This window comes from Marinobacter profundi (assembly GCF_002744715.1).
GTDB lineage: Bacteria > Pseudomonadota > Gammaproteobacteria > Pseudomonadales > Oleiphilaceae > Marinobacter > Marinobacter profundi.
Genome location: NZ_KZ319367.1, coordinates 1 through 19,901 on the forward strand (window position 1 = coordinate 1; position 19,901 = coordinate 19,901).

At 55.6% G+C, this 19,901-nt stretch carries 15 protein-coding genes and 1 pseudogene; 7 read left to right on the plus strand and 9 right to left on the minus strand.

Annotation, left to right across the window (positions count from 1 at the left end; genetic code table 11):
- A pseudogene (locus CLH61_RS00005) lies at positions 1–749 on the minus strand (IS3 family transposase); the annotation flags it as partial.
- A gap of 275 nt (positions 750–1,024) precedes the next feature.
- Between CLH61_RS00005 and CLH61_RS00010 the strand changes: the two are divergent.
- From CLH61_RS00010 to CLH61_RS00020, 3 genes are read left to right on the plus strand one after another with little or no spacing between them, the layout of a single operon-like run.
- Complete coding sequence (locus CLH61_RS00010; RefSeq protein WP_099612676.1) at positions 1,025–2,242, plus strand: TolC family protein; 1,218 nt, start codon at positions 1,025–1,027, stop codon at positions 2,240–2,242.
- A 24-nt stretch (positions 2,243–2,266) separates the two neighbouring features.
- A complete protein-coding gene (locus tag CLH61_RS00015; protein WP_004581709.1) occupies positions 2,267–3,517 on the plus strand; it encodes an efflux RND transporter periplasmic adaptor subunit in 1,251 nt (416 codons plus the stop codon).
- Positions 3,518–3,531: 14 nt separating this feature from the next.
- Entirely contained in the window at positions 3,532–6,729 is a 3,198-nt protein-coding gene (locus tag CLH61_RS00020; RefSeq protein WP_099612677.1) for an efflux RND transporter permease subunit, read from the plus strand.
- Positions 6,730–6,816: 87 nt separating this feature from the next.
- On the opposite strand, the gene CLH61_RS00025 is transcribed toward CLH61_RS00020, so the two are convergent.
- Entirely contained in the window at positions 6,817–8,184 is a 1,368-nt protein-coding gene (locus tag CLH61_RS00025; RefSeq protein ID WP_228152482.1) for a sensor histidine kinase, read from the minus strand.
- A gap of 311 nt (positions 8,185–8,495) precedes the next feature.
- On the opposite strand from CLH61_RS00025, the gene CLH61_RS00030 reads away from it, so the two are divergent.
- The gene (locus CLH61_RS00030; protein ID WP_004581712.1) at positions 8,496–8,726 is read left to right on the plus strand and encodes a hypothetical protein; all 231 of its coding nucleotides are present in this window, start codon (positions 8,496–8,498) and stop codon (positions 8,724–8,726) included.
- A gap of 528 nt (positions 8,727–9,254) precedes the next feature.
- Complete coding sequence (locus CLH61_RS00035) at positions 9,255–9,983, plus strand: TorF family putative porin (RefSeq protein WP_004581713.1); 729 nt, start codon at positions 9,255–9,257, stop codon at positions 9,981–9,983.
- Between the two features lie 123 nt (positions 9,984–10,106).
- Here CLH61_RS00035 and CLH61_RS00040 read toward each other — a convergent pair whose 3' ends face one another.
- Positions 10,107–10,793, minus strand: coding sequence for a response regulator transcription factor (locus tag CLH61_RS00040; protein ID WP_004581714.1), 687 nt, complete (start codon positions 10,791–10,793; stop codon positions 10,107–10,109).
- A 209-nt stretch (positions 10,794–11,002) separates the two neighbouring features.
- A complete protein-coding gene (locus CLH61_RS00045; RefSeq protein WP_226595800.1) occupies positions 11,003–12,283 on the minus strand; it encodes an ATP-binding protein in 1,281 nt (426 codons plus the stop codon).
- A gap of 68 nt (positions 12,284–12,351) precedes the next feature.
- On the opposite strand from CLH61_RS00045, the gene CLH61_RS00050 reads away from it, so the two are divergent.
- Positions 12,352–13,431 (plus strand): TolC family protein, encoded by a 1,080-nt coding sequence (locus CLH61_RS00050; RefSeq protein ID WP_133005111.1) that lies wholly within the window; start codon positions 12,352–12,354, stop codon positions 13,429–13,431.
- A 235-nt stretch (positions 13,432–13,666) separates the two neighbouring features.
- On the opposite strand, the gene CLH61_RS00055 is transcribed toward CLH61_RS00050, so the two are convergent.
- Genes CLH61_RS00055 through CLH61_RS00065 form a run of 3 tightly spaced genes read right to left on the minus strand, consistent with a single transcriptional unit; the run spans position 13,667 to position 16,030 of the window.
- Complete coding sequence (locus CLH61_RS00055) at positions 13,667–14,863, minus strand: BaiN/RdsA family NAD(P)/FAD-dependent oxidoreductase (protein WP_099612679.1); 1,197 nt, start codon at positions 14,861–14,863, stop codon at positions 13,667–13,669.
- Positions 14,864–14,915: 52 nt separating this feature from the next.
- Positions 14,916–15,722, minus strand: coding sequence for a PhzF family phenazine biosynthesis protein (locus CLH61_RS00060; protein WP_099612680.1), 807 nt, complete (start codon positions 15,720–15,722; stop codon positions 14,916–14,918).
- Positions 15,722–16,030, minus strand: coding sequence for a hypothetical protein (locus tag CLH61_RS00065; RefSeq protein ID WP_099612681.1), 309 nt, complete (start codon positions 16,028–16,030; stop codon positions 15,722–15,724). Before CLH61_RS00065 ends, CLH61_RS00060 begins: the two co-directional genes overlap by 1 nt.
- Positions 16,031–16,214: 184 nt before the next feature.
- Between CLH61_RS00065 and CLH61_RS00070 the strand changes: the two genes are divergently transcribed.
- Positions 16,215–17,627 (plus strand): aminotransferase-like domain-containing protein, encoded by a 1,413-nt coding sequence (locus CLH61_RS00070; RefSeq protein ID WP_099612682.1) that lies wholly within the window; start codon positions 16,215–16,217, stop codon positions 17,625–17,627.
- A 36-nt stretch (positions 17,628–17,663) separates the two neighbouring features.
- Here CLH61_RS00070 and CLH61_RS00075 read toward each other — a convergent pair whose 3' ends face one another.
- Both CLH61_RS00075 and CLH61_RS00080 read right to left on the minus strand, forming a co-directional pair.
- Complete coding sequence (locus tag CLH61_RS00075; RefSeq protein WP_099612683.1) at positions 17,664–18,326, minus strand: response regulator transcription factor; 663 nt, start codon at positions 18,324–18,326, stop codon at positions 17,664–17,666.
- 1 nt (position 18,327) lies between these two features.
- Complete coding sequence (locus tag CLH61_RS00080) at positions 18,328–19,818, minus strand: sensor histidine kinase (RefSeq protein ID WP_099612684.1); 1,491 nt, start codon at positions 19,816–19,818, stop codon at positions 18,328–18,330.
- Between the last annotated feature and the right edge of the window lie 83 nt (positions 19,819–19,901).

Below are 19,901 nucleotides of genomic sequence, written 5' to 3' on the forward strand. Positions count from 1 at the left end.
ATAGACTCGTGGTCCATTTGAGCTTCCATGCTCGCCCTGGACTCCGGGCACACTGTAGGTGATGTCACCACACCAGACTTGGTTAGGCCGTTCTACTGCAAACTCCCGGTCCAGATGGTTCGGGATATCTGGTCGTTCAACGGTAGCCTGCTTGTAGGCATGAGGGCCTGGCTGCTTACAGATCAGCCCCAACTCGCTCATCAGTCGTCGAACTTTAAAGCGACCAACGACAACGCCTTCCTCGCGGAGCAAGCCTATGATTGTACGACTGCCGGCAGAGCTGCGGCTCTTGGTAAACAGGCGGTTTACCTGAGCCCTCAGGGCCAGGCGCTCCACATCTACACGGTTCCGCCGTTGGCGGTACTCGTAATAGCTGGAACGACTGATATCAAACGCTTCACAGACCAGTTCAATTGACTCCTGCTCCCCCAACCGGTCTATCAGCGCGTACGATTCATCTCGTCCGACATCAAGAGAGCTGTAGCCTTTTTTAATATTTCTTTCTCTCGCTCCAGGCGATTGCAGCGGGCTTCCAGCTCCTGAATACGTCGCTGCTCCGGGGTTAACGCCTTGCCTTTCGGAGTGACGCCCTTACGCTCGTCCGTCAGTTGTTGAACCCAACGCCGAACAGCGCTTTCACCAATTCCCAGAGACACGCTGGCCTGCGGAATCGTGTAACCTTGATCCAGCACCAGGCTGGCTGCTTCCTGTTTGAACTCAGGAGAAAAAGAACGTCGCTTTCTGGTCATCAGACACCTCGTTTATGGTGGCGATCTTACCACCTACGTTGGTGTCCGGAATCATTGAACCACTACAGGTGGCATCGCGGCGATTGGTCGCGAGCTGCCGTTCTTAGCCTCATTGAGAAGCGCTACAAAGAGTTTTTAGCGACTCATATCTGAACTTTTTTTCCGAATTCAAACTCATTTCAAAGTTTGCACTTATTATCTCGATCTTTTCCTGCCTCGTCATAGGCGCCTTACACCTATGATTTTTGGCTATTAATCGCTTCGGGAGAAAGTCGATGAAGGCAAGCAAGCACTCGCCTCGGGCGTTGCTGTGTTCAGTACTATTGTCCATTCCTCTGTTCGGTCAAGCTGAGACTGTTAATTGGGCGAATTGGCTCACTGGCCAGATAAGCAAGCACCCGGAGGTACTGGCAGCGACAGAGCAGGCGGCAGCGCGGAAAGAGGACGCTGAGGCAAGCGAACAACCGCTGTATAACCCGGAGTTGTCCGTAGGAGCAGACAGAACGGGCAGTGAGAATAACTTTGAGGCAGGGCTGTCACAAACGATCGATTGGTCTGATCAACAGGGCGCATTACAGGAGAAGGCAAAGCTGATCAGGCTGTCTGCGCAAGCTGGCTTGAGCGAAGCAGTTCTGACACAAACGTCTGAATCATTGTTTGCGCTTGTCGAGTGGCGCGCTACTACGCTGTTTGAGGAAATTGCTGAATCCCAACAGCAGCGCCTGGATGCCTTGCTGGACCAGGTTGAACAGCGCCAGCAGGCAGGTGATCTGGGGCGTGCCGACGCAGAGCTTCTGTTTTTAAATCTATCCCGTCAGTTGAGCGAAGTCGCCCAGGCAAAGGCCGCAGTTGATCGGGCAGAAACTCAGGTTAGAGAACGTCTGCCGGACTGGAGGCCTCAGGATGGGGGAATCCCCGAGTATATCTGGTCAGCGCTGGAGTCCCAGATTGGTGAGGCTGATCTGTTGGCACACCCGTCAATTGCAGCCGCTCGAGCCAAGTGGCAGGTGTTGAAAAGTGAGGCAGAGGTTGCGAGACGCAAAGCCACAGCATCGCCGACAGTAGGGCTGAGCGGAGGGCGTGACGGCGGCGAGAACGTGGTTGGCCTGACATTCTCGATCCCTCTGAACGTCCGTAATAACTACAGCGCTGAAATCCGGGCCGCGAATCGACGGGCTCTGGAGGCCGAAGCGCGGTTTCAGGCGCTCTACCGGAAACAACAATATGACCTGGCAGGCGCTCGCGCTTCCTGGAAGCGATACGACAAGCAACTTCGTCGATGGAAAGAACTATCCCAGGGGCGTGTACAGCGAAGTGCCGATTTGCTTGAGAAGCAGTGGCAGGTCGGCGACCTCTCCACCTCTGAGTATCTCCAGGCGTTAGGCCAGCGCGCGGAGAGCCTGAAAACCGGTATTGAACTGGAAAAGCTGGCGCAGCTGGGCCTGATTGAACTCTTGAGCCAGTCTGGCGAACTGATCACCCCCTTCCAATAATATTCTGGAAACTGGATAGTCATCATGAAAAAAACTCTGATTTCAGTATTTGTATTGACGCTGTTTATAGCTCCCCCTTCATTGGTGCAGGCCGAGGAAGATGCGCATAACGAGGCGGGCCATGATCATGCCGCCGGTGGCGACGATCATCGAGAAGGTACCGGTGAAGAGGATGAGCATGAGGGCGGGCATGCTGAAGAACGTGAGCATGAAGAGGAAGAAGGTCATGGCCACGAAGAGGAGAGCGATGGTGGTCATGAAGAATCAACTACCGCAAGCATCAATGCCAAACAGAAAGAGCTCGCCGGCATTGAGGTAGCAACCCTCGAGAGCAAGCGCGTTGACTATGAAATCTACGCTCCCGGTGAGCTGCTGACCAACGGCTATACCAGCTATCACGTGTCCCCCCGGGTTGCCTCGGTGGTGTTGAGACGTCACGTGGAATTGGGTGAGCACGTAACCAAAGGTCAGCAACTGGTAACCCTGTTCAGTGAGACGGTGGCACAGGCGCAGGCTGATTACAGGAAGGCTTTTCCTGAATGGGAGCGAATCAGCGGGCTGGGTCGTTCCGTGGTTGGTGATCAGCGGTTCAATACGGCGAAAGCGAATATTGAAGCGGCGAGGGCGACTCTGCTTGCTTATGGGCTAAACGATGATGACATTGGTGCGTTGAAGGCCAGCGGCGTAGGTAGTCTCGGTGAATACACGCTCAGAGCTCGCGTGGATGGCGCAGTGCTGACCGATGAGTTTGAGCAAGGACAAAGAGTTGAGGCAGGCCAACCGCTGGTGACTCTGGCTAATGAAAGCGAACTTTGGGTAGAGGCTCACCTGCCAGCAAACTCCGACATTGTCCTTAAGCAAGGGGCCGAAGCGGAAGTAAGAGTTGCAGGCCGAGTAGCTGTGGCAACGGTATCCCAGGAAGCTCATACCATTGACGCTGTGACCCGCACGCGAATTGTTCGGTTGGAGCTGGACAATCCGGAAGATCGTTTTCATCCCGGAATGTTTGCAGATGTGTATTTCCTTTTTAAAACCACGGAGCCGGTGCTTGCGGTGCCGGAGAGTGCGTTGATGCGAGGCGCCGATGGCGACTGGACGGTCTATGTGGAAGAGGCTGAAGGGGAGTACGAGCCTGTGGAAGTGGAACTGGGTCGCGCAATTGGCGGACTCCGTGAAATTTCGGGCCTGACTGCAGGCCAACGGATCGTTTCGCGGGGCGCATTTTTTGTGGCCTCTGAAATTGCCAAAGGCGGCTTTGACCCACACAACCACTGATTCCGGGAGCCATTATGTTCAACCGAGTTGTCGACTGGGCGGTTCAGAACCGCCTGTTGGTTCTTATTGCGCTTGCAGTGCTTATCGCCACGGCCGCGTTTCAGATCCCAAAACTGAATCTTGATGCTTTCCCTGACGTTACAAACGTCCAGGTCGCTGTTAATACAGAGGCGCCCGGACTTGCGGCCGAGGAAGTCGAGCAACTGATCACCTATCCCATTGAAGCGGTGATGTATGCGTTGCCGGATGTTGAGGAGGTTCGGTCCATCTCCAAAACCGGGTTGTCTGGTGTCACCGTGGTCTTTAAAGAGGGCACGGATATCTATTTCGCGCGCCAACTGGTGTTCGAGCGGTTGCAGGCCGCGCGGGAGCTGATTCCGGACGGGGTCGGGGTGCCTGAAATGGGCCCGAATACGTCCGGTCTCGGCCAGGTCTACCAGTACTTGCTGATAGCGGACCCGGATTCGGGGTACGACGCAATGGAATTACGCAGCTTGCACGACTGGCTGGTCAAGCTGTTGCTGATACCTGCTGAAGGGGTAACAGAGATTCTGTCGTTTGGCGGAGAGGTCCGCCAGTACCAGGTTAACCTGAACCCGGCGCGAATGCTGTCCTATGACTTATCACAGAACGATGTCATGGAAGCCCTGGAGAACAACAACTCCAATGTTGGGGGCTGGTATATGGGCCGCGGGCAGGAGCAGTTGGTTATTCGCGGTATGGGCTGGCTGGGTAATGGCGAGCAGGGGCTGGAGCAGATCCGTCAAGTGCCCGTTAAAACCAGTGATGGCATTACAGTGACGGTGAGCGATGTCGCCCAGGTAGCGCTGGGCACTGAAATTCGCCAGGGTGCGGTGACCATGACCCGGAAGGATGAAGACGGTCAGGTTGAACAACTGGGTGAAGTGGTTTCTGGCATTGTACTCAAACGAATGGGGGCCAATACAAAAGCCACCATCGACGGCATCGAGGCCCGCATTGATCGCATAAATCAGGCGCTTCCGAGTGGGGTTCGTTTTGAGCCCTATTACAACCAGGCGGATCTGGTGACCAAGGCCGTAGAGACGGTGACCAATGCACTTCTGTTGGCTTTTGTGTTTATTGCGATCGTGCTTGCCCTGTTTCTGATGAATCTTCGGGCAACAACGCTCGTGCTGCTTTCTATACCGATTTCTATCGGTATTGCGCTGATGATCATGGCCTGGTTCGGTCTCTCGGCCAACTTGATGTCTCTGGGCGGCATTGCTGTGGCAATTGGCATGCTGGTGGACGGCTCTGTTGTTATGGTCGAGAACATGTTCAAACATCTGACGCATCCGGATGCTGAGCATGACGCCCGTCGGGATGAATTGGTGAAAAACGACCCTGACCCATTGGACGCGTCACACGATGACCATGGCATTGCGCTTCGACTGCAGGAGGCAGGCCGGGAAGTGGCGCGACCAATTTTTTTCGCGACGGCGATTATCCTGGTCGTTTTCATGCCTCTGTTCAGCTTTGAAGGTGTGGAAGCCAAGCTTTTCCAGCCAATGGCGATCAGCATCATGCTGGCCATTGTGTCCGCTGTGATCGTCGCTCTGGTGGTTGTACCCGCGCTGGCGTCATACATGTTCCGTAAGGGTATCCGGGAGCGGGAAAGCTTCATTCTAAAACCCCTGGAAAAGCTCTATCGCATGGGGCTTGCCTGGTCACTGAAGCATAGCCGCGTGGTTGTTGGCGCGTCGGCTGTTCTTGTTGTGCTGGCGGCGCTGATTGTGCCACGACTCGGTACTGAGTTCGTGCCTGAACTGGAAGAGGGAACGATCAACCTCCGGGTGACTCTGGCTCCCTCATCAAGCCTCGATACGGCGCTTGAAGTGGCGCCAAAACTGGAGGCCATGCTGATGGAGTTTCCAGAGGTGACTTACGCTCTGTCCCGGGCGGGGCGGGCGGAAATAGGCGGCGATCCGGAGCCCGTGAACAACATCGAGATCTATATCGGCCTTAAGCCAACAGCCGAGTGGACCAGCGCCAGTAATCGCTATGAATTGCAGGCCCTGTTTGAGGCGAAGCTCGAACAGCACCCGGGGCTACTGTTTAACTTTTCTCAGCCTATTGCAACTCGGGTTGACGAATTGTTGTCAGGTGTCCGCGCGCAGTTGGCCATCAAACTCTTTGGCCCGGATCTCAAGGTGCTGGCCGAGAAAGGTCAGCAGATCGAAGCGGCGGTCCGAACTGTTCAGGGGACCCGGGACGTGGCCATGGAGCAGATTGCCGGTGAAGCGCAGTTGGTGGTTCAGCCAGACCGTCAGGCACTTTCCCGGTACGGACTCGCCGTGTCTGATGTGATGAGTGTCGTCCGGGACGGACTGGGTGGTGCCGCCGCGGGCCAGATCATCAACGGAAATGAGCGGTACGATATCTATGTGCGCCTGGCCAAACGTTTCCGGGAAGACCGGGATGCCATTGCTGATCTCAGGTTGCAGGCGCCTTCCGGAGCCTGGGTGAGACTCGGTGATGTGGCCGATGTGTCTATTGAGTCTGGCCCGCCCCAGGTGCGCCGCGACGACGTTCAGCGCCGTGTGGTCATTCAGTCCAATGTGCAGGGTCGTGACATGGGCAGTGTGGTTGCCGATATTCAGGATACCATCGCGTCAGAAGTGAACCTTCCCCCCGGCTATTCGGTGGATATTGGTGGTCAGTTCGAAAACCAGCAGCGAGCTCAGAAACGATTGACCATTGTGGTACCTGTATCTCTGGGCCTGATTGCACTGCTGCTGTACTTTGCTTTCAGTTCGGTCGGTCAGGCACTGTTAATTCTGGTCAACGTGCCGCTTGCTGTCATTGGTGGCGTCTTTTCACTCTGGATCTCCGGCCAGTATCTCTCAGTGCCCAGTTCCGTTGGATTTATCACTTTGTTTGGTGTGGCGGTGCTCAACGGGGTCGTTATGGTCGAAAGCATCAATCAGCGAATACAGGATGGATTGAACGTGGATACCGCGGTGTTTGAAGGTGCCGTCTCCCGTTTGCGTCCTGTCTTGATGACAGCAATAACCTCGGCGCTCGGTTTGATACCGATGCTGTTGTCGACGGGCGTGGGTGCGGAAATCCAGAAGCCATTGGCCAGCGTGATTGTAGGTGGCCTCGTGACTGCGACTTTCCTAACGCTTTTTGTTTTGCCGGCTCTATTCACGCGCTTCTCAAGGTCTAAACTCGATGATATGCAACGGTAGAAGAGAGGTGGAAATACACAGTTTTGATCGCGAGCAGGGGAGGGTAATCCCTCCGTCATAGCGGGGCGGAGGAATTATGGTTGTGCTCTACTCTGGGAAAGGAAGCACAACTGTAATTCTGGCGCCCCCTGTTTCTGAGGGGCCAATGTTCATCCGTCCGAAATTGTCTTCTAGTATTTCGGACACGATGGACAGTCCCAATCCAAATCCAGAAACGGTTTCGTCAAGCCGGGAACCTCTATCCATCACTTTTGAGGCCGCTTCTGGAGTAATCCCAGGGCCGTCGTCTGCAACTTCTATCGTTAGCCCGGAATCGGTCTGGCTTATTGAAACGTCAATCTCAGCCTGACTCCATTTCCCGCCGTTTTCGAGCAGGTTACCGAATAACTCTGATAGGTCCTGACGCTCCATGGGCCAACTGAAGTTATTCGGCAAGGATGTATTAATACGGAAACTCTTATCGGGAAAGATTTTTTCCATGACAGAAATGACGTTGTTCGCTATTTCAATCGGCAAACATGTTTGCCCCATCTGCCTGCCGGAGATATCTGCCTTGCTCATGCGGTAGTTCAAGGACCGGCTTAGATCCTTTAGGTTGGAGGTCATGAACTCTATGTCGTCGCGGGACGGAGGTAATGAACCAGTGTCTGACAAGATTGCGAGATTGGCAGAGATCGAGGTCTTGACCATGTGAGAAAGATCGGAATTGAGGCGGCGGTGGCGGTCAAGGCGACGACTTGCTAGTTCAAGTAGGTTATTGAACTGTTTGATCAGCGGACTGAACTCCTCTGGTGCGTCAGGATTCAAACGAGGTTGTTTGCCAGATTGCAGTCTCCTCATGTCTTCCTTGATGTGTTCGATCGGTTTCAAAGCGAGGTAAGTAGTGGTGCCTACCAGAGCCAAGAGAACAACAAGTAATAATGCGGAGGCAGCCAGCAAGGTCAGGTGAGCCCCACTGGATCGCTCGGCGAGTCCACTTTCCATTTCCAGGATGGTGACTGACGAAAGCGGGCTGTCAATTCCGAAACCTCGTTTCAATCCAAGAAGGCCATCTGCACCTTGGGATATTTCTACAAAGCCCGCCGGCTTTCTTGAAACCATTCGCAACGTTGTTTGATCTATGTTGCTACTGGCAATGATGCTTCCGTCTTTCACTTCGACGACGAGGGCGTGCTCCAGTAGCAATTGGAATCGATCAATCATGCTGCCAATCTCGTCGGGCGTCGGAACTTCGTTTTCAATGATGGTTTGAAAACTCTCCACCTCCTTGTCAAGGCGATGTTTTCTGGACTCGTTCGAAAGCTGCTCTATTACATAAGTGTGCGAGAAAAAAATTAGTAAAAAATACAAGAGGCTGAAAGCGATGCCATATTGGAGGACAGTTTTTCGGATGCTTTTCTGCGCTGTCATGAAGGTGCTTTTGTCGATTGAGCGGAAGGCTTCAGTTGAAGGCACATAGAGGTGCTCTGATCGGAAAGCATAGTTGGAATCGAAGCGTGCCGCAACGGGTGCGAGCCGGAGCGAGGGACGCTCTGGTCTTCAGATCGGTCTGGCTTGGTCTTATCGTTCTTAGGCATTTGAATAACTTGATTTAGTGTCATGAAATCAAAGCCGACCTAAATGGCTTTTGAGCTTGTGGTAGCCGCTGAAAAAAAACGTTTCATCAGCATATATTTTCAAGTGTGTTTAAAGTTTCGATGTTCTACTAAACACCCAAGGCCATTGAATGTTGCTGGTCTAATTGAAAAAAATGTCGGAGCCGTTTTATGAAGAAAGTATCCATGATTATAGTAGCTTCTTTCGTGGCAAGTGGTGCTTCTATAGCCCACGCAGGAGGGCAAGCGGACAGATACAACGAGGCAAGAAGCTATCCTAATAAGAGCATAGATGAACGTTCCTCCCAGTATCGTGTGGAAGAGAGCGAGACCATCAAAAAACTGAAGGAAGAACATAGATTGATTAAAGAGTTGATTGGGGATCTCTTGGAAAAGCAATAACATTTATCGTTGTTTACTTGGAGCCAGACGGGCAATTATGTGGCTCCAAGATTAATTTAATGGTAGATTTTGTTAATTTTCCCAAAATTGCGAAAGTCGCGCTTTAGTATTGATGAATCTCGTAAGGAAGACAGAGCGCAAAATGTTGGAAAGCTGCATTCTTAACTAAGATATTTTGCAGTATTCATGGCTAATTCAGACCTCCCTCGATTTTTCATAAAACCATATCTAATCTAGAATTACCAAGTTAAAAATAGTTCTATTTTAGTCATCGTTTTTTCAATTCTTGTTCCTATTTGGTGCGCATTATTGATGAGCGCACTATCGACGAGCAATGCAACACTTGAAGCAGAGTGCTTATTGCATTGAATTGTTAAATATTTAATCATTTTTATGAACTGCGGCCCTGATTTGACAATAATTGCTCATAGAATAAGTTTTTTAAAAGGTGGCACAAAACGTGTATGCATTATAGGTGCGTTATTCAATGCGCAAATAACTAAGCTGCCCAAATAGAAGGTAAAAACGATGAAAAGACGTATCTCGACTAAAGATTGTTTGCTAAGTGTTGGTTTGCTCGTAACTCTCCAAGCGGTCCCGTTAATTGCCAGCGCAGGTGTTAGTGCTAATTTGGGCATAACAAGCAACTACTTATTTCGCGGTGTGACACAAACAGATGGCTCAACGGCGACGCAAGGCGGGCTTGACTACGAACATGCGTCGGGGCTTTATGTTGGCGGCTGGGGCTCCAATGTGGATTTCGGCGATGGGACGAGCTACGAGCTTGATCTTTATGCTGGCTTCTCCGGTGTAATTGAGGATATCGGTTACGATGTTGGCTACATTTATTACTCTTACCCTGATGCTCCTGAATCTATTGATTTTGGCGAAATATACGGAGAGTTGAGTTACAGCATTGTATCTATAGGTGTTGCTTACACAGCAAACAGCGACGTAAGCGGCGAAGGGCTGTTCGTTCCAGGCGATATCTATTATTACGCATCAGTTGATGTGCCACTGGAAGACGATTTCAGCACAGGTGTTTTGATTGGCTATTATGATTTCACTGATGATGGCAAGGCGTCTATTGGCGAGGCGAGCTACGGACATGCAGCTGTTAACGTCACCAAAGATGCGGGAAGCTTTGGAGCTTTTAGTGTTAATCTGGAGTACGCTGATATCGATTCAAGTAACGCACTTGGTTCGGTCAGTTCGGACGACCCGAAGTTTTGGCTGGGCTGGACTAAGTCTTTTTAATCTATTTGGTATTTTTCACCGAAATGGTTAATCGTTGAGAAAGCTGGCCCGGTTTGTGGGCCAGCGCATTTATCTGGCGAGCCCTGGTCCTTGAGGAAAATGGTTAAATCACAGTAAAATCATTTAAGCTTCAACCCTTTTTTGAAGAGAATCTCTTGCAAAGTAATATCCTTGTCCTCTCAATGTTTTTATTCGTTTTTTTCCGAGTATCTTTCTGAGCCTGGCTATGTAGACTTGAACGACATTTCTGGTTGGGCACCTTTCGATATTATAGAGTGCTTCAACAAGTTCGTCCTGTGAGAAAACTCTGTCAGGAGAGCGAAGAAAGCATTGTAAAAGGCGGTACTCCGTTGCGGTTAGTCTGAACTCTTTATGATCGGGAGTTGTTAGGGTTCTATAGGTTGCATTAAGTAGAAAACCATCCACGATGATCTTATCAGTTGCTCGCCCGTCTTTTCTTCGTATTATGGCGCTAAGTCGAGCTTTTAGTTCATCGAATTCGAAGGGTTTTGGAAGATAATCGTCTGCCCCGGCATTCAAGCCCTCAACTCTCTCTGTCCAGTTGGAGCGGGCAGTTAAAATAAGAATAGCTTCATCTCTGCCACTGCTTCTCCATTTTTGCATCAAAGAAAGCCCGTTCTCGTCGGGCAGTCCTATATCCAGAATGATCGCCTGATAACTGCTTGTCTCTACGAAGAAATTTGCCTCTTTTCCGTTTTGGGCAACATCTACAGTAAAGTTTTCCTTCGCAAGCCAAACGGAGATTTTTTCTGCGAGTACCGCGTTGTCTTCGACAATTAGAACCTTCATCTATAAGCGCCGTCTCTGGATGTTGGAAAATTGTGGCTGTCGCCCTTCTCGAGAGCAAATCAAAATTAGCTAAGAGACCGGACTTCAAGCGACCCGCTATAACAACAGACGAAGCTGAATCTAGCTTGAAAAAGGCATTACGGTGAGGAAAGTTTTCTATACAAACACTATCCACATGTGATCGCTTAACCACATACCAGGTGGCCGGGTCAACGATTGATCACCGGGACCGCCCTGGGAAGGTCAACTATCACGGACAACCCACTTTTCGGAGCAGGTGAGAAGTTGAGGGTTCCACTGTAGCGTTCGACAATTTCTCGAACAATCGCCAGCCCAAGGCCATGGCCTGGGGTCTGCTCGTCCAGCCGCAACCCCCGTCGACCCAGATTGCCGATTTCAGCGTCCGCGACGCCGAGCCCATCGTCTGTTACGCCGATCTGCAGATTTCCGGAGTGTTGAACGAGTGACAGCTCCACGCATCGTTCCGACCATTTGCCTGCATTGTCCAGAAGGTTGCCCATGATTTCATTCAGGTCGTGCTCCTCGATCGGCCAGCGGGCGTCCTCCGGCAGGGAGCTCGACAGTTCAAAGGACTTTTCCGGGTATAGTCGCCCCAGCATCCAGACTAGATCCCGTGCCTGTTTCAGAGGGTAAGCGCTTTTCCCAACCTGTGGCCCTGCAAAGCGACTTCGGCGCATCTCGGCTTCAAGCTGTTTGTCGATGTCATTGAGTCTCGCGGTCATCTGAAGGCGGAGATCGTTGGAGAGCGGACGACTGGTGTCCTCAAGAATCTGCCGGACGGCCGCAATGGGGGTTTTGACGCTGTGAGACAGATTCGCCAGCGCATCCCTTGATCGTTCCAGGCGTTGATCCAGCGAGTCGAGCAATTGGTTGAGCTGCTGGACCAGCGGTCGAAATTCCTCAGGTGCTTGGACATGAATCCGCGAGACCTTGCCATCCTGAAGTCGCTTCAGCGTGGCCTTCAGTTCGACGACAGGGCGCATGGACAGATTGATACCGAACCAGATCACAACGACCAACAGCAGAATCAGCAGAATAGAGACGATGGCCGTCCACCCGTGCAACTCTGCCTGGCTGCGTTTCAGTGCGCCAAGATCCTCGGACACGATCACTACAATCGGCGTATCGCCGATCCGGAACGACTTTCGGTACGCAAGAATGCTCTTTGGGCCTTCGACGGTGTCCGCATCCCGAACACGAACGGTCCCATCCTTTGCTGATTCTATTAACGACGTTAACACCGGTGCCCAGGAATCCGGGGAAATGATCGTTCTGGACGGAGAATGTATGGCGAAGGCGTGGTGAAAGACTTCCTGAAAATAGTCACCAGTCTGGAGACTGTCCAATTGACCGCCAGAATCACGAATCTGATGCTCCAGAAAGGCGACCTCATCCTTGAGACGTGTCTCGACGAATTCCCGGGACATCCGGTCCAGTAAGAGGCCGTGAACCAGCCATGCAAGCCCCATTAGCGCAATGCCCGCTGGCAGTAGCAATAAAAGCAAGGTGCCTGGGCGCGCAAAGATCTGTCGCCGAAATGTCAGAAGCCAAAGTGGAGGGCTCAGATACTTGGGCCGACCCGGTCATCAAGTATGGCATTGCGCCTGAAACTCTAGAGGGACCTAATACAGTTGGGCATCGCTTTGAGGTAAGCCAGCAGCTGCCCTGGCCGGATCATCTGTCGGCGTCTCGCAAGGCAGCGGAGGCCGGAATGCTTGCCGCCCAGCAGGAGACTCAGTGGCTAATAAGGCAGCTGACAGCTCGCGTTAAGGAGGCGTATGCATATTGGTGGTATACCAATGAAGCGATCAATCTCCATCATGAGACACGCGCTTTGGTAGAGCAACTGGCCACCGTAACGGAACAGAGGCTTGACTATGGCATCGGCTCGCAAAGTGAAATGCTCAGGGTCAAAACGGAGTTGGACACTCTAGATGCCAGACTAGTAGAGCTGCAAGCGGAAAAGGCCGGGCTAGCCAGCGACCTGATTCCTCTGCTTGGGCGTCGTCCGACGGGGGCCAGTTTGCAACTGACGGAGGCATCTGAAACGCTTCTGTTCGCCGATGGACAGTTGGAACCAGATCATCCGCTGATTCGGGCAGCCGAGGCAAGGGAAGCCGAGGCGCGCGCGCGGCTGGATGTTGCCGAAGTCGATCGTAGACCTACGTTCACAGCTAATGCCGGCTATAACAGCCTGTGGGCTGACGAGAGAAAACGTTGGGTCGTCGGCATTGGCGTTCGGATTCCATTTAGTGGGCAGCGCCAGCACAGCGCCGTTCGAAAGGCGACTGCCGAAGCCTCACAAAAACGATGGCTGGCCACTCAGGCTCAGCGGGAATGGCGGGCTTCGATCGCTAAACTGAGGGCAAGCGTTGAGGCCGGCCATGGTCGCCTGAACATCCTCAACGAGCGACACTTGCCAAACCAGCGCGCGCACTGGGAAGCCAGTCTGAACGAGCTGGCCAGTGGCACTGGCAGACTGGAGGACGCAATAAATAGCGCAAGACAGCTTACTGGGGTCAAACTCCGTCGAGCTGGGGTGATCCGTGATCTATATAGTGCCTCGGCCGGATACGAAGCCCTGATACCGGTGCGTACTATCAATGCGTTAAATTAAAGAGGTAATTCAATGGTCAAGTCTTCGGGCATTTTGGATAGCACCAGAAAGTTCCATTCCAAATGCCCGAAGACTCGAAAAAACCACTTGGACCAAAACTCATGAACCTTCCTGAATGTTCGCTTTGCGACCGTAGCTTGCTGTCATATCGGCGAACGAGATACCTTAGTTTGATCGCCGCTTGCGATGAGAGTTTAGAGTCCGAAAACTGGCTTGACTGGGAGTTTCGACGCATTCAGGCATGCTGTCCAGCGACTACTCCAGAAGCCCAGGCCCACTGGAAGTTGTGGCCGCCCAGGTGGCCGGTGACATCCACCACTTCACCGATAAAGTACAGGTTGGGACGGTCGAGCACCGCCATGGTCTTGGAGGAAAGCTGGCGGGTGTCGACGCCACCAAGGGTAACCTCGGCAGTACGGTAGCCTTCGGTGCCTGCGGGTTTGATGGACCACTGGCCGAGTTGGCTGGCAACCTCGTCGATGTCGCTGTTGCGGTAACCCTGTAGCGGCCCCTGCCACTGGTTCAGGTCATTGAAAGCCTGAGCGAACCGCTTCGGCAGGTGTTGCGCCAGGTACTGGCCAACGGTGCTCCGGGGTTTGCTGTTGCGCAGCGCCAGCAGGTCGTCACGGATATGGCAGGCGGGCAGCAGGTTGATGGCGAGGCTGTCCCCCGGGTGCCAGTAGCTGGAAATCTGCAGCATGGCGGGCCCGCTGAGGCCGCGGTGGGTTACCAGCATGGGCTCTCGGAAGTGCTGGTTGTGGCAGCTCACATCCACCGGGCAGCTGACGCCGGACAGCGGCGATAACTGTTCCTTTAACTCCGGATGCAGGGTGAACGGCACCAGCCCGGCCCGGGTTGGCAGAACCGTCAGGTCAAACTGCCTGGCAAGGTCGTAACCAAAGCCGGTGGCGCCCATGGTGGGGATCGACAGGCCGCCGGTGGCAATGACCAGCGACTGGCAGGACAGTTTGCCGCCACTGCTAGTCAGCAGCCGGTATCCGGTGTCCTGGGCTTCGATCTGGCTGATGCCGGTGTTCATGCGGATGGTCGCGCCCGCCCATTCACATTCGGTAAGCAGCAGGTTGAGGATGTCTTTCGCACTGTCCTTGCAGAACAGCTGGCCGGGCGCCTTCTCTTCGTACTCAACCCCGTGGCGGTCCACCAGTTCGAGAAAATCCTGGGGCGTGTAGCGCTTGAGGGCCGAGATGCAGAAGCGGGGGTTGTCCGAGAGGAAGTTGGCCGGGGTGCTGTTGAGGTTGGTGAAATTACAGCGGCCGCCGCCGGACATCAGGATCTTCTTGCCGGGTTTATTGGCGTGATCGAGCACCAGCACCTTGCGGCCACGGTAGCCTGCGGTGGCTGCACACATCAGCCCGGCGGCGCCGGCACCGATGATGATTACGTCGTACTGGGATGTTGAAGCTGATGTCATGACTGCCCGCCACCGTGAATGAATGGCGGGCAGTATACCGGTTACGTCGGGGTCAGGGCAGGTTGACACTGCCCTCCATGAAGAACGCAGCGCGCCCGGCAATCTCGACGCGGTCTCCCTTCAGTTCGCAGCGTAACTCACCGCCCCGGGCCGATAGCTGGCGGGCGTTCAGCGTTGCCTTGTCCAGGCGGGCAGCCCAGTAGGGCACCAGCACGCTGTGAATGGAGCCGGTCACCGGATCCTCATCAATGCCGACGCCCGGTGCAAAGTAGCGGCTGACAAAATCGCAGTCCTCGCCGGGCGCCGTCACGATAAGGCCCTGGTTACCCAGCTGTTTCAGGCGGGCGAGATCCGGGCTTGCTCCCTGAACGTCCTGCCAGGAATCCAGTACCACCAGATAGTTGGTGTCATTGGGCACATAGAACGCCGTTTCCGGGGCGTCTGGCAGGGCCTCCCGGATCAGCTCCGGTGTCGGCTGCTCCTCGAAGGCCAGGCGCGGGAAGTCCAGTACCAGCCAGTCATTGCGTCGCCCGACCCGCAGCGTGCCACTGAGAGAGTGGAACGAAATGCCGTCGGCCGGCCAGCCCAGCTTGTTGAAGATAACCCAGGCGCTGGCCAGGGTGGCGTGGCCACAGAGCGGAACTTCCGCCGCCGGGGTGAACCAGCGGATGTGAAAGTCGGCGTCGTCGCCTGCGGTCAGGGGCACAAAAAACGCCGTTTCGGACAGGTTGTTTTCCATCGCGAGGGCCTGCATAACAGTGTCCTCCAGCCAGTGCTCCAGCGGCATTACCGCCGCCGGATTGCCGGTAAAGACCCGGTCAGCAAAGGCGTCAACCTGATAGATTGGCAGGGTAGGCATTAGGTTCTCCTCAGATTCTGTCGGGCATAGTGTTGGGCATAGCGCCGGGCGCGGTGGCGGGCAAAATGGGCCAGTTCCGCTTCAGTATAAAAGTGAAGTTCCGGCAATGCCTGGTGGAGCCGCAACAGCCAGTGGCCCGGGTTGCAGGTGATGATATGAAAACCCAGATCACTCAGCAGGCCGTGGAGCGCTGGCAGGCTGTGGCGGATTCCAGTGGCCGGATCGGCTTCGCCGACACCCAGCAAATCCTTGCGGCTGGCGAGCGGTAACGGTTCGGGATGGTGCAGGGCGTGGACAGCAGCAGTCATGGTGTCGCTCCTCTTTCCTCTTCCGTGGATGGTTGGTCCATTCTCCGACGGAAGTGACAGCCATAACAGAACCAGCTAAGCTGATTTTGCACCGGTACAGTTGATCCCGTAAACCTTCTGTACCGGTTGCTTTCCGGGCCATCTGTACTGCCCTCTCGTGCAACCGTTCTGGCAGGATTACGCAATGGGTATTCTCTACAACCAGGTGGCCGACCAGCTTCAGGCCCTGATTCGCGAAGGCGTCTATCGGGATGGCGAGCGGCTGCCCGGGGTCCGGGTGTTGAGCCGGCAGTTCGGGGTGAGTATTTCGACAGTGCTGCACGCCCACCAGACCCTGGAGGGCCGGGGCTTCCTCGAGGCCCGTGAACGCAGTGGCTATTTTGTCCGCCTGCCCCGCGGTGATGTCCCAGAGCCGGCCATGCCCACCCACCAGTCCCGCCCGGTACCGGTGAGCGCCCGGGACATGGCGCTGGAGTTGTGTGTCGATGAACAGAAGCGGATGGTCCCGCTGGCCGCTGCCATCCCCGGGCCGGAGTTTTTGCCGGTGCGGCAGATCCAGCAGGCAACGCTGTGGGCGGCGCGACGGAGCCTGGAAACCCTCGACTATGCCTTCCCCGGCAAAACCGTGTACCGGCGCCAGATCGCCCAGCGCATGGCGACGCTCGGCGTACCGGTGACCCCGGACGAGATTCTTGCGACCAACGGTGCCCAGGAAGCCATCATCCTGGCCTTGCGGGCGGTTACCAGCCCGGGCGACATCGTGGTGGTGGAGTCACCGTCGTTCCCCGGCATCCTGCAGGCGCTGGATGTGGTCGGGTTGCGGGTCATCGAGGTGCCGAGCCATCCCACCGACGGCCTGAGCCTTGAAGGCCTGCAGGTAGCGCTCGACCAGTGGCCGGTGAAAGCCTGCGTGGTGGTGGCCAACCACAGTAATCCGATGGGCGCGCGGATGCCCGACGAGCGCAAGCGGCAACTGGTGGCGATGCTGGATAATGCCGGTGTGCCGTTGATTGAGGACGACATCTACGGCGATCTCTATCACACCGGCGAGCGGCCGCGTCCGGTCAAGGCCTTCGATCGCTCAGATAACGTGATCTACTGCAATTCCTTTTCCAAGACGATTTCCCCGGGGCTCCGGCTGGGTTGGATGATTCCCGGCCGCTATATGGCCCCGGCCCGCCAGCACAAGTATTTTGCCAACCTGGCGACCTCGTCGATACCCCAGCTGGCGGTTGCCCATTTGCTGGAGCAGGGCGGCTACGACCGTTATCTGCGAGGGGCCCGCCAGGAATACCGTGACGCGGTGGAGCGGATGCGGGCTGCCGTTGGCCGCGCGTTCCCGGAAGGCACTGCCGTCAGTCGGCCCCAGGGCGGTTTTATCCTGTGGGTGCAGCTGCCGGCCCAGGTGTCGGGTACCGAACTCTACCAGCGGGCGCGAGCGGAGCACATCAACATTGCTCCCGGCCGGATGTTCTCGACCGCCGACAAATACGAGAACTGCATACGCCTGAACGGTGCCAACCCCTGGTCGGCGCGAATCGAGGCTGCCATCGCGAGGTTGGGGCAGATTGCCGGTCAGCTGGCGGATGGCGGCTGACTGTCACCAGCCGTCAGCCACCAGGAATCAGGAACGCTAGGATGCCGTTTCGCTGTCCCGATCGTTGGCCCGCAGGTCCAGCGGGTCAACCAGGCCCGCCGCGATGGCGAGCCCGGTAACGTCCGGCAGCCGGTCGGCACCCAGTCGTTTCATCACCCGGGCCCGATACAGGTCGATGGTCTTGATGCTGACGTTCAGCCGGTCGGCAATTTCGCGGCTGGTGTAGCCCTGGGCCAGTGGCAGGAAAACATCCCGCTCCCGGCGGGTCAGGGTGGCCAGCAGGTCGGTGGTGGCGTGCTCCGGTTGCGGCGGGCGGTTATTCCGCTCCCGGTGTAACTGGACGGCCTGCTGGACGCTGTCGAGCAGCAGCTGTTCGTTGAATGGCTTTTCGATGAAATCGAACGCGCCGGACTTGAATGCCCGCACCACGATGGGGACGTCGGCGTGGCCGGACACGAAGATAATCGGCAGTTGTGAACCCCGTTTCTGCAATTCTTCCTGCACATTGAGGCCGCCCAGTCCGGGCATGCGGATATCAAGAATGACGCAGCCATTCTGCTGGTCACCAATGGCATCGAGGAACTGGCGACCGTCGGCATACGCCTGCACAGTCAGCCCCACCGACTCCAGCAGCCATTGGGTGGATTCAAGCATCCCCGCATCGTCGTCGACGACATAGACGGTGGTGGCATCGGTCATATCAGGAGTTCTCCGGAGCAATCACAGCTTTGTTCTTGTTGGTGGAAGGCGGGAAGCGGCAGATCATCTGCAGCCCGCCGGTATCTGCAGGGTAGGCGTCAAGGAATCCGCCAAATCCCTCGATGATCGAGCGGCTCATTGACAGGCCGAGGCCAATGCCCTGCGGCTTGCTGGTGTAGAACGGGGTAAACATCTGGCGGCGGCCCTGTTCATCCAGGCCGGTGCCCTGGTCCGTGACCACGATCAGCGTCTCCTGTTCGCGGTTGACGCAGGTGGTAAGGGTGATCGTGCTGTGGCGCTCCGGCGGCTCACCGTTACCTGGTTGCCTTGCCTCCAGGTTGGCATCCACCGCGTTGCGGATCAGGTTGATAAGTACCTGTTCGAGCAACATCGGATCGGCGGTGATGACCGGATCGCTGGCGCACAGCTGTTGCAGGATGGCGATGCCATGTTTGTCGCAATCCCACTGGCACAGTCGCGCGGCATTGCTGACCAGCTCGTTGACCTGAACGGGCGCGGTGCGCTTCTGGCCCTTGCTGAGGAAAGCCCGCAGGCGTTTGATCACTTCCGAGGCCCGGTTGGCGTGATGGGTAATCCGTTGCAGGCCGTCTTCGACCCGGTCCAGGCACTCGGGGTGCTCCCGGGACTGTTTCAGATAGCGCTGGCTGGCGCTGGCGAAATTGACGATGGTGGCCAGCGGCTGGTTCATTTCGTGGGCAATGCTTGACGCCAGTTCCCCGAGGGTGGCAAGGCGCGTGGTGTGGGCCAGTTCAGCGGCCAGCCGGCGGTTGTGTTCTTCCGATTCGACCCGGGCGGTGATGTCCCGGGACACGCTGATGACCTCCACTACCGAGCCGGTGTAGGTTTCGCGGATGGCGCGGCTGGCAATCTCGAACCAGCGTTTGCTGCCGTCCCGGTGCCGGATTTCAAGGGTCAGGGTGGCGTAGCCGTCATCCCGCAGGCGATTGCGAACGTCCTCCAGGCGGGCTTCTGCCTGATTGACCTGGAACACCTCTTCCAGCCGCTTGCCCCGCAGTTCTTCCGGCCAGTATCCCAGCAACCGCCAGGACGCCGGAGTGGCGTCAATAAAGCGGCCGTCCGGGGCGTGGCGGGAGATCAGGTCGGTGGTGTTCTCGGTGATCAGGCGATAGAGCCGGCTTGAGCGGGTTGCTTCGTCCAGTGCCCGGATTTCTTCCGTGGCGTCACGCCCCCGCGCGATGACCACCCCGGCACCCGGTTCCGGAATGAAGGTCCATAACAGGATGGCTCCGGAAAACCGGCTTTCCACGCCACTGATGGCACGCTGCTGGCGCAGGCAGGCGGTGATCAGTGCCCCGGTATTGGTGGGCAGTACCAGGGCCGGCTCGCTGTCTGCGAGCCGGTTCGCCGCCCGGTTGGCGGCGAGAATGGCCCCGTGGGCATCCAGCACCAGGCCGGCATCCGGGTCGTGGTCGCTCAGGTAGCTGCTATATTTTTCTGAGTGGCTGGTCATTAAGCGATCTTGTTATAGTGGTATTACTATAATACCTAGGTGTTATTTCTAGTATTTATGCTATGAAATACTATCACCGCAAA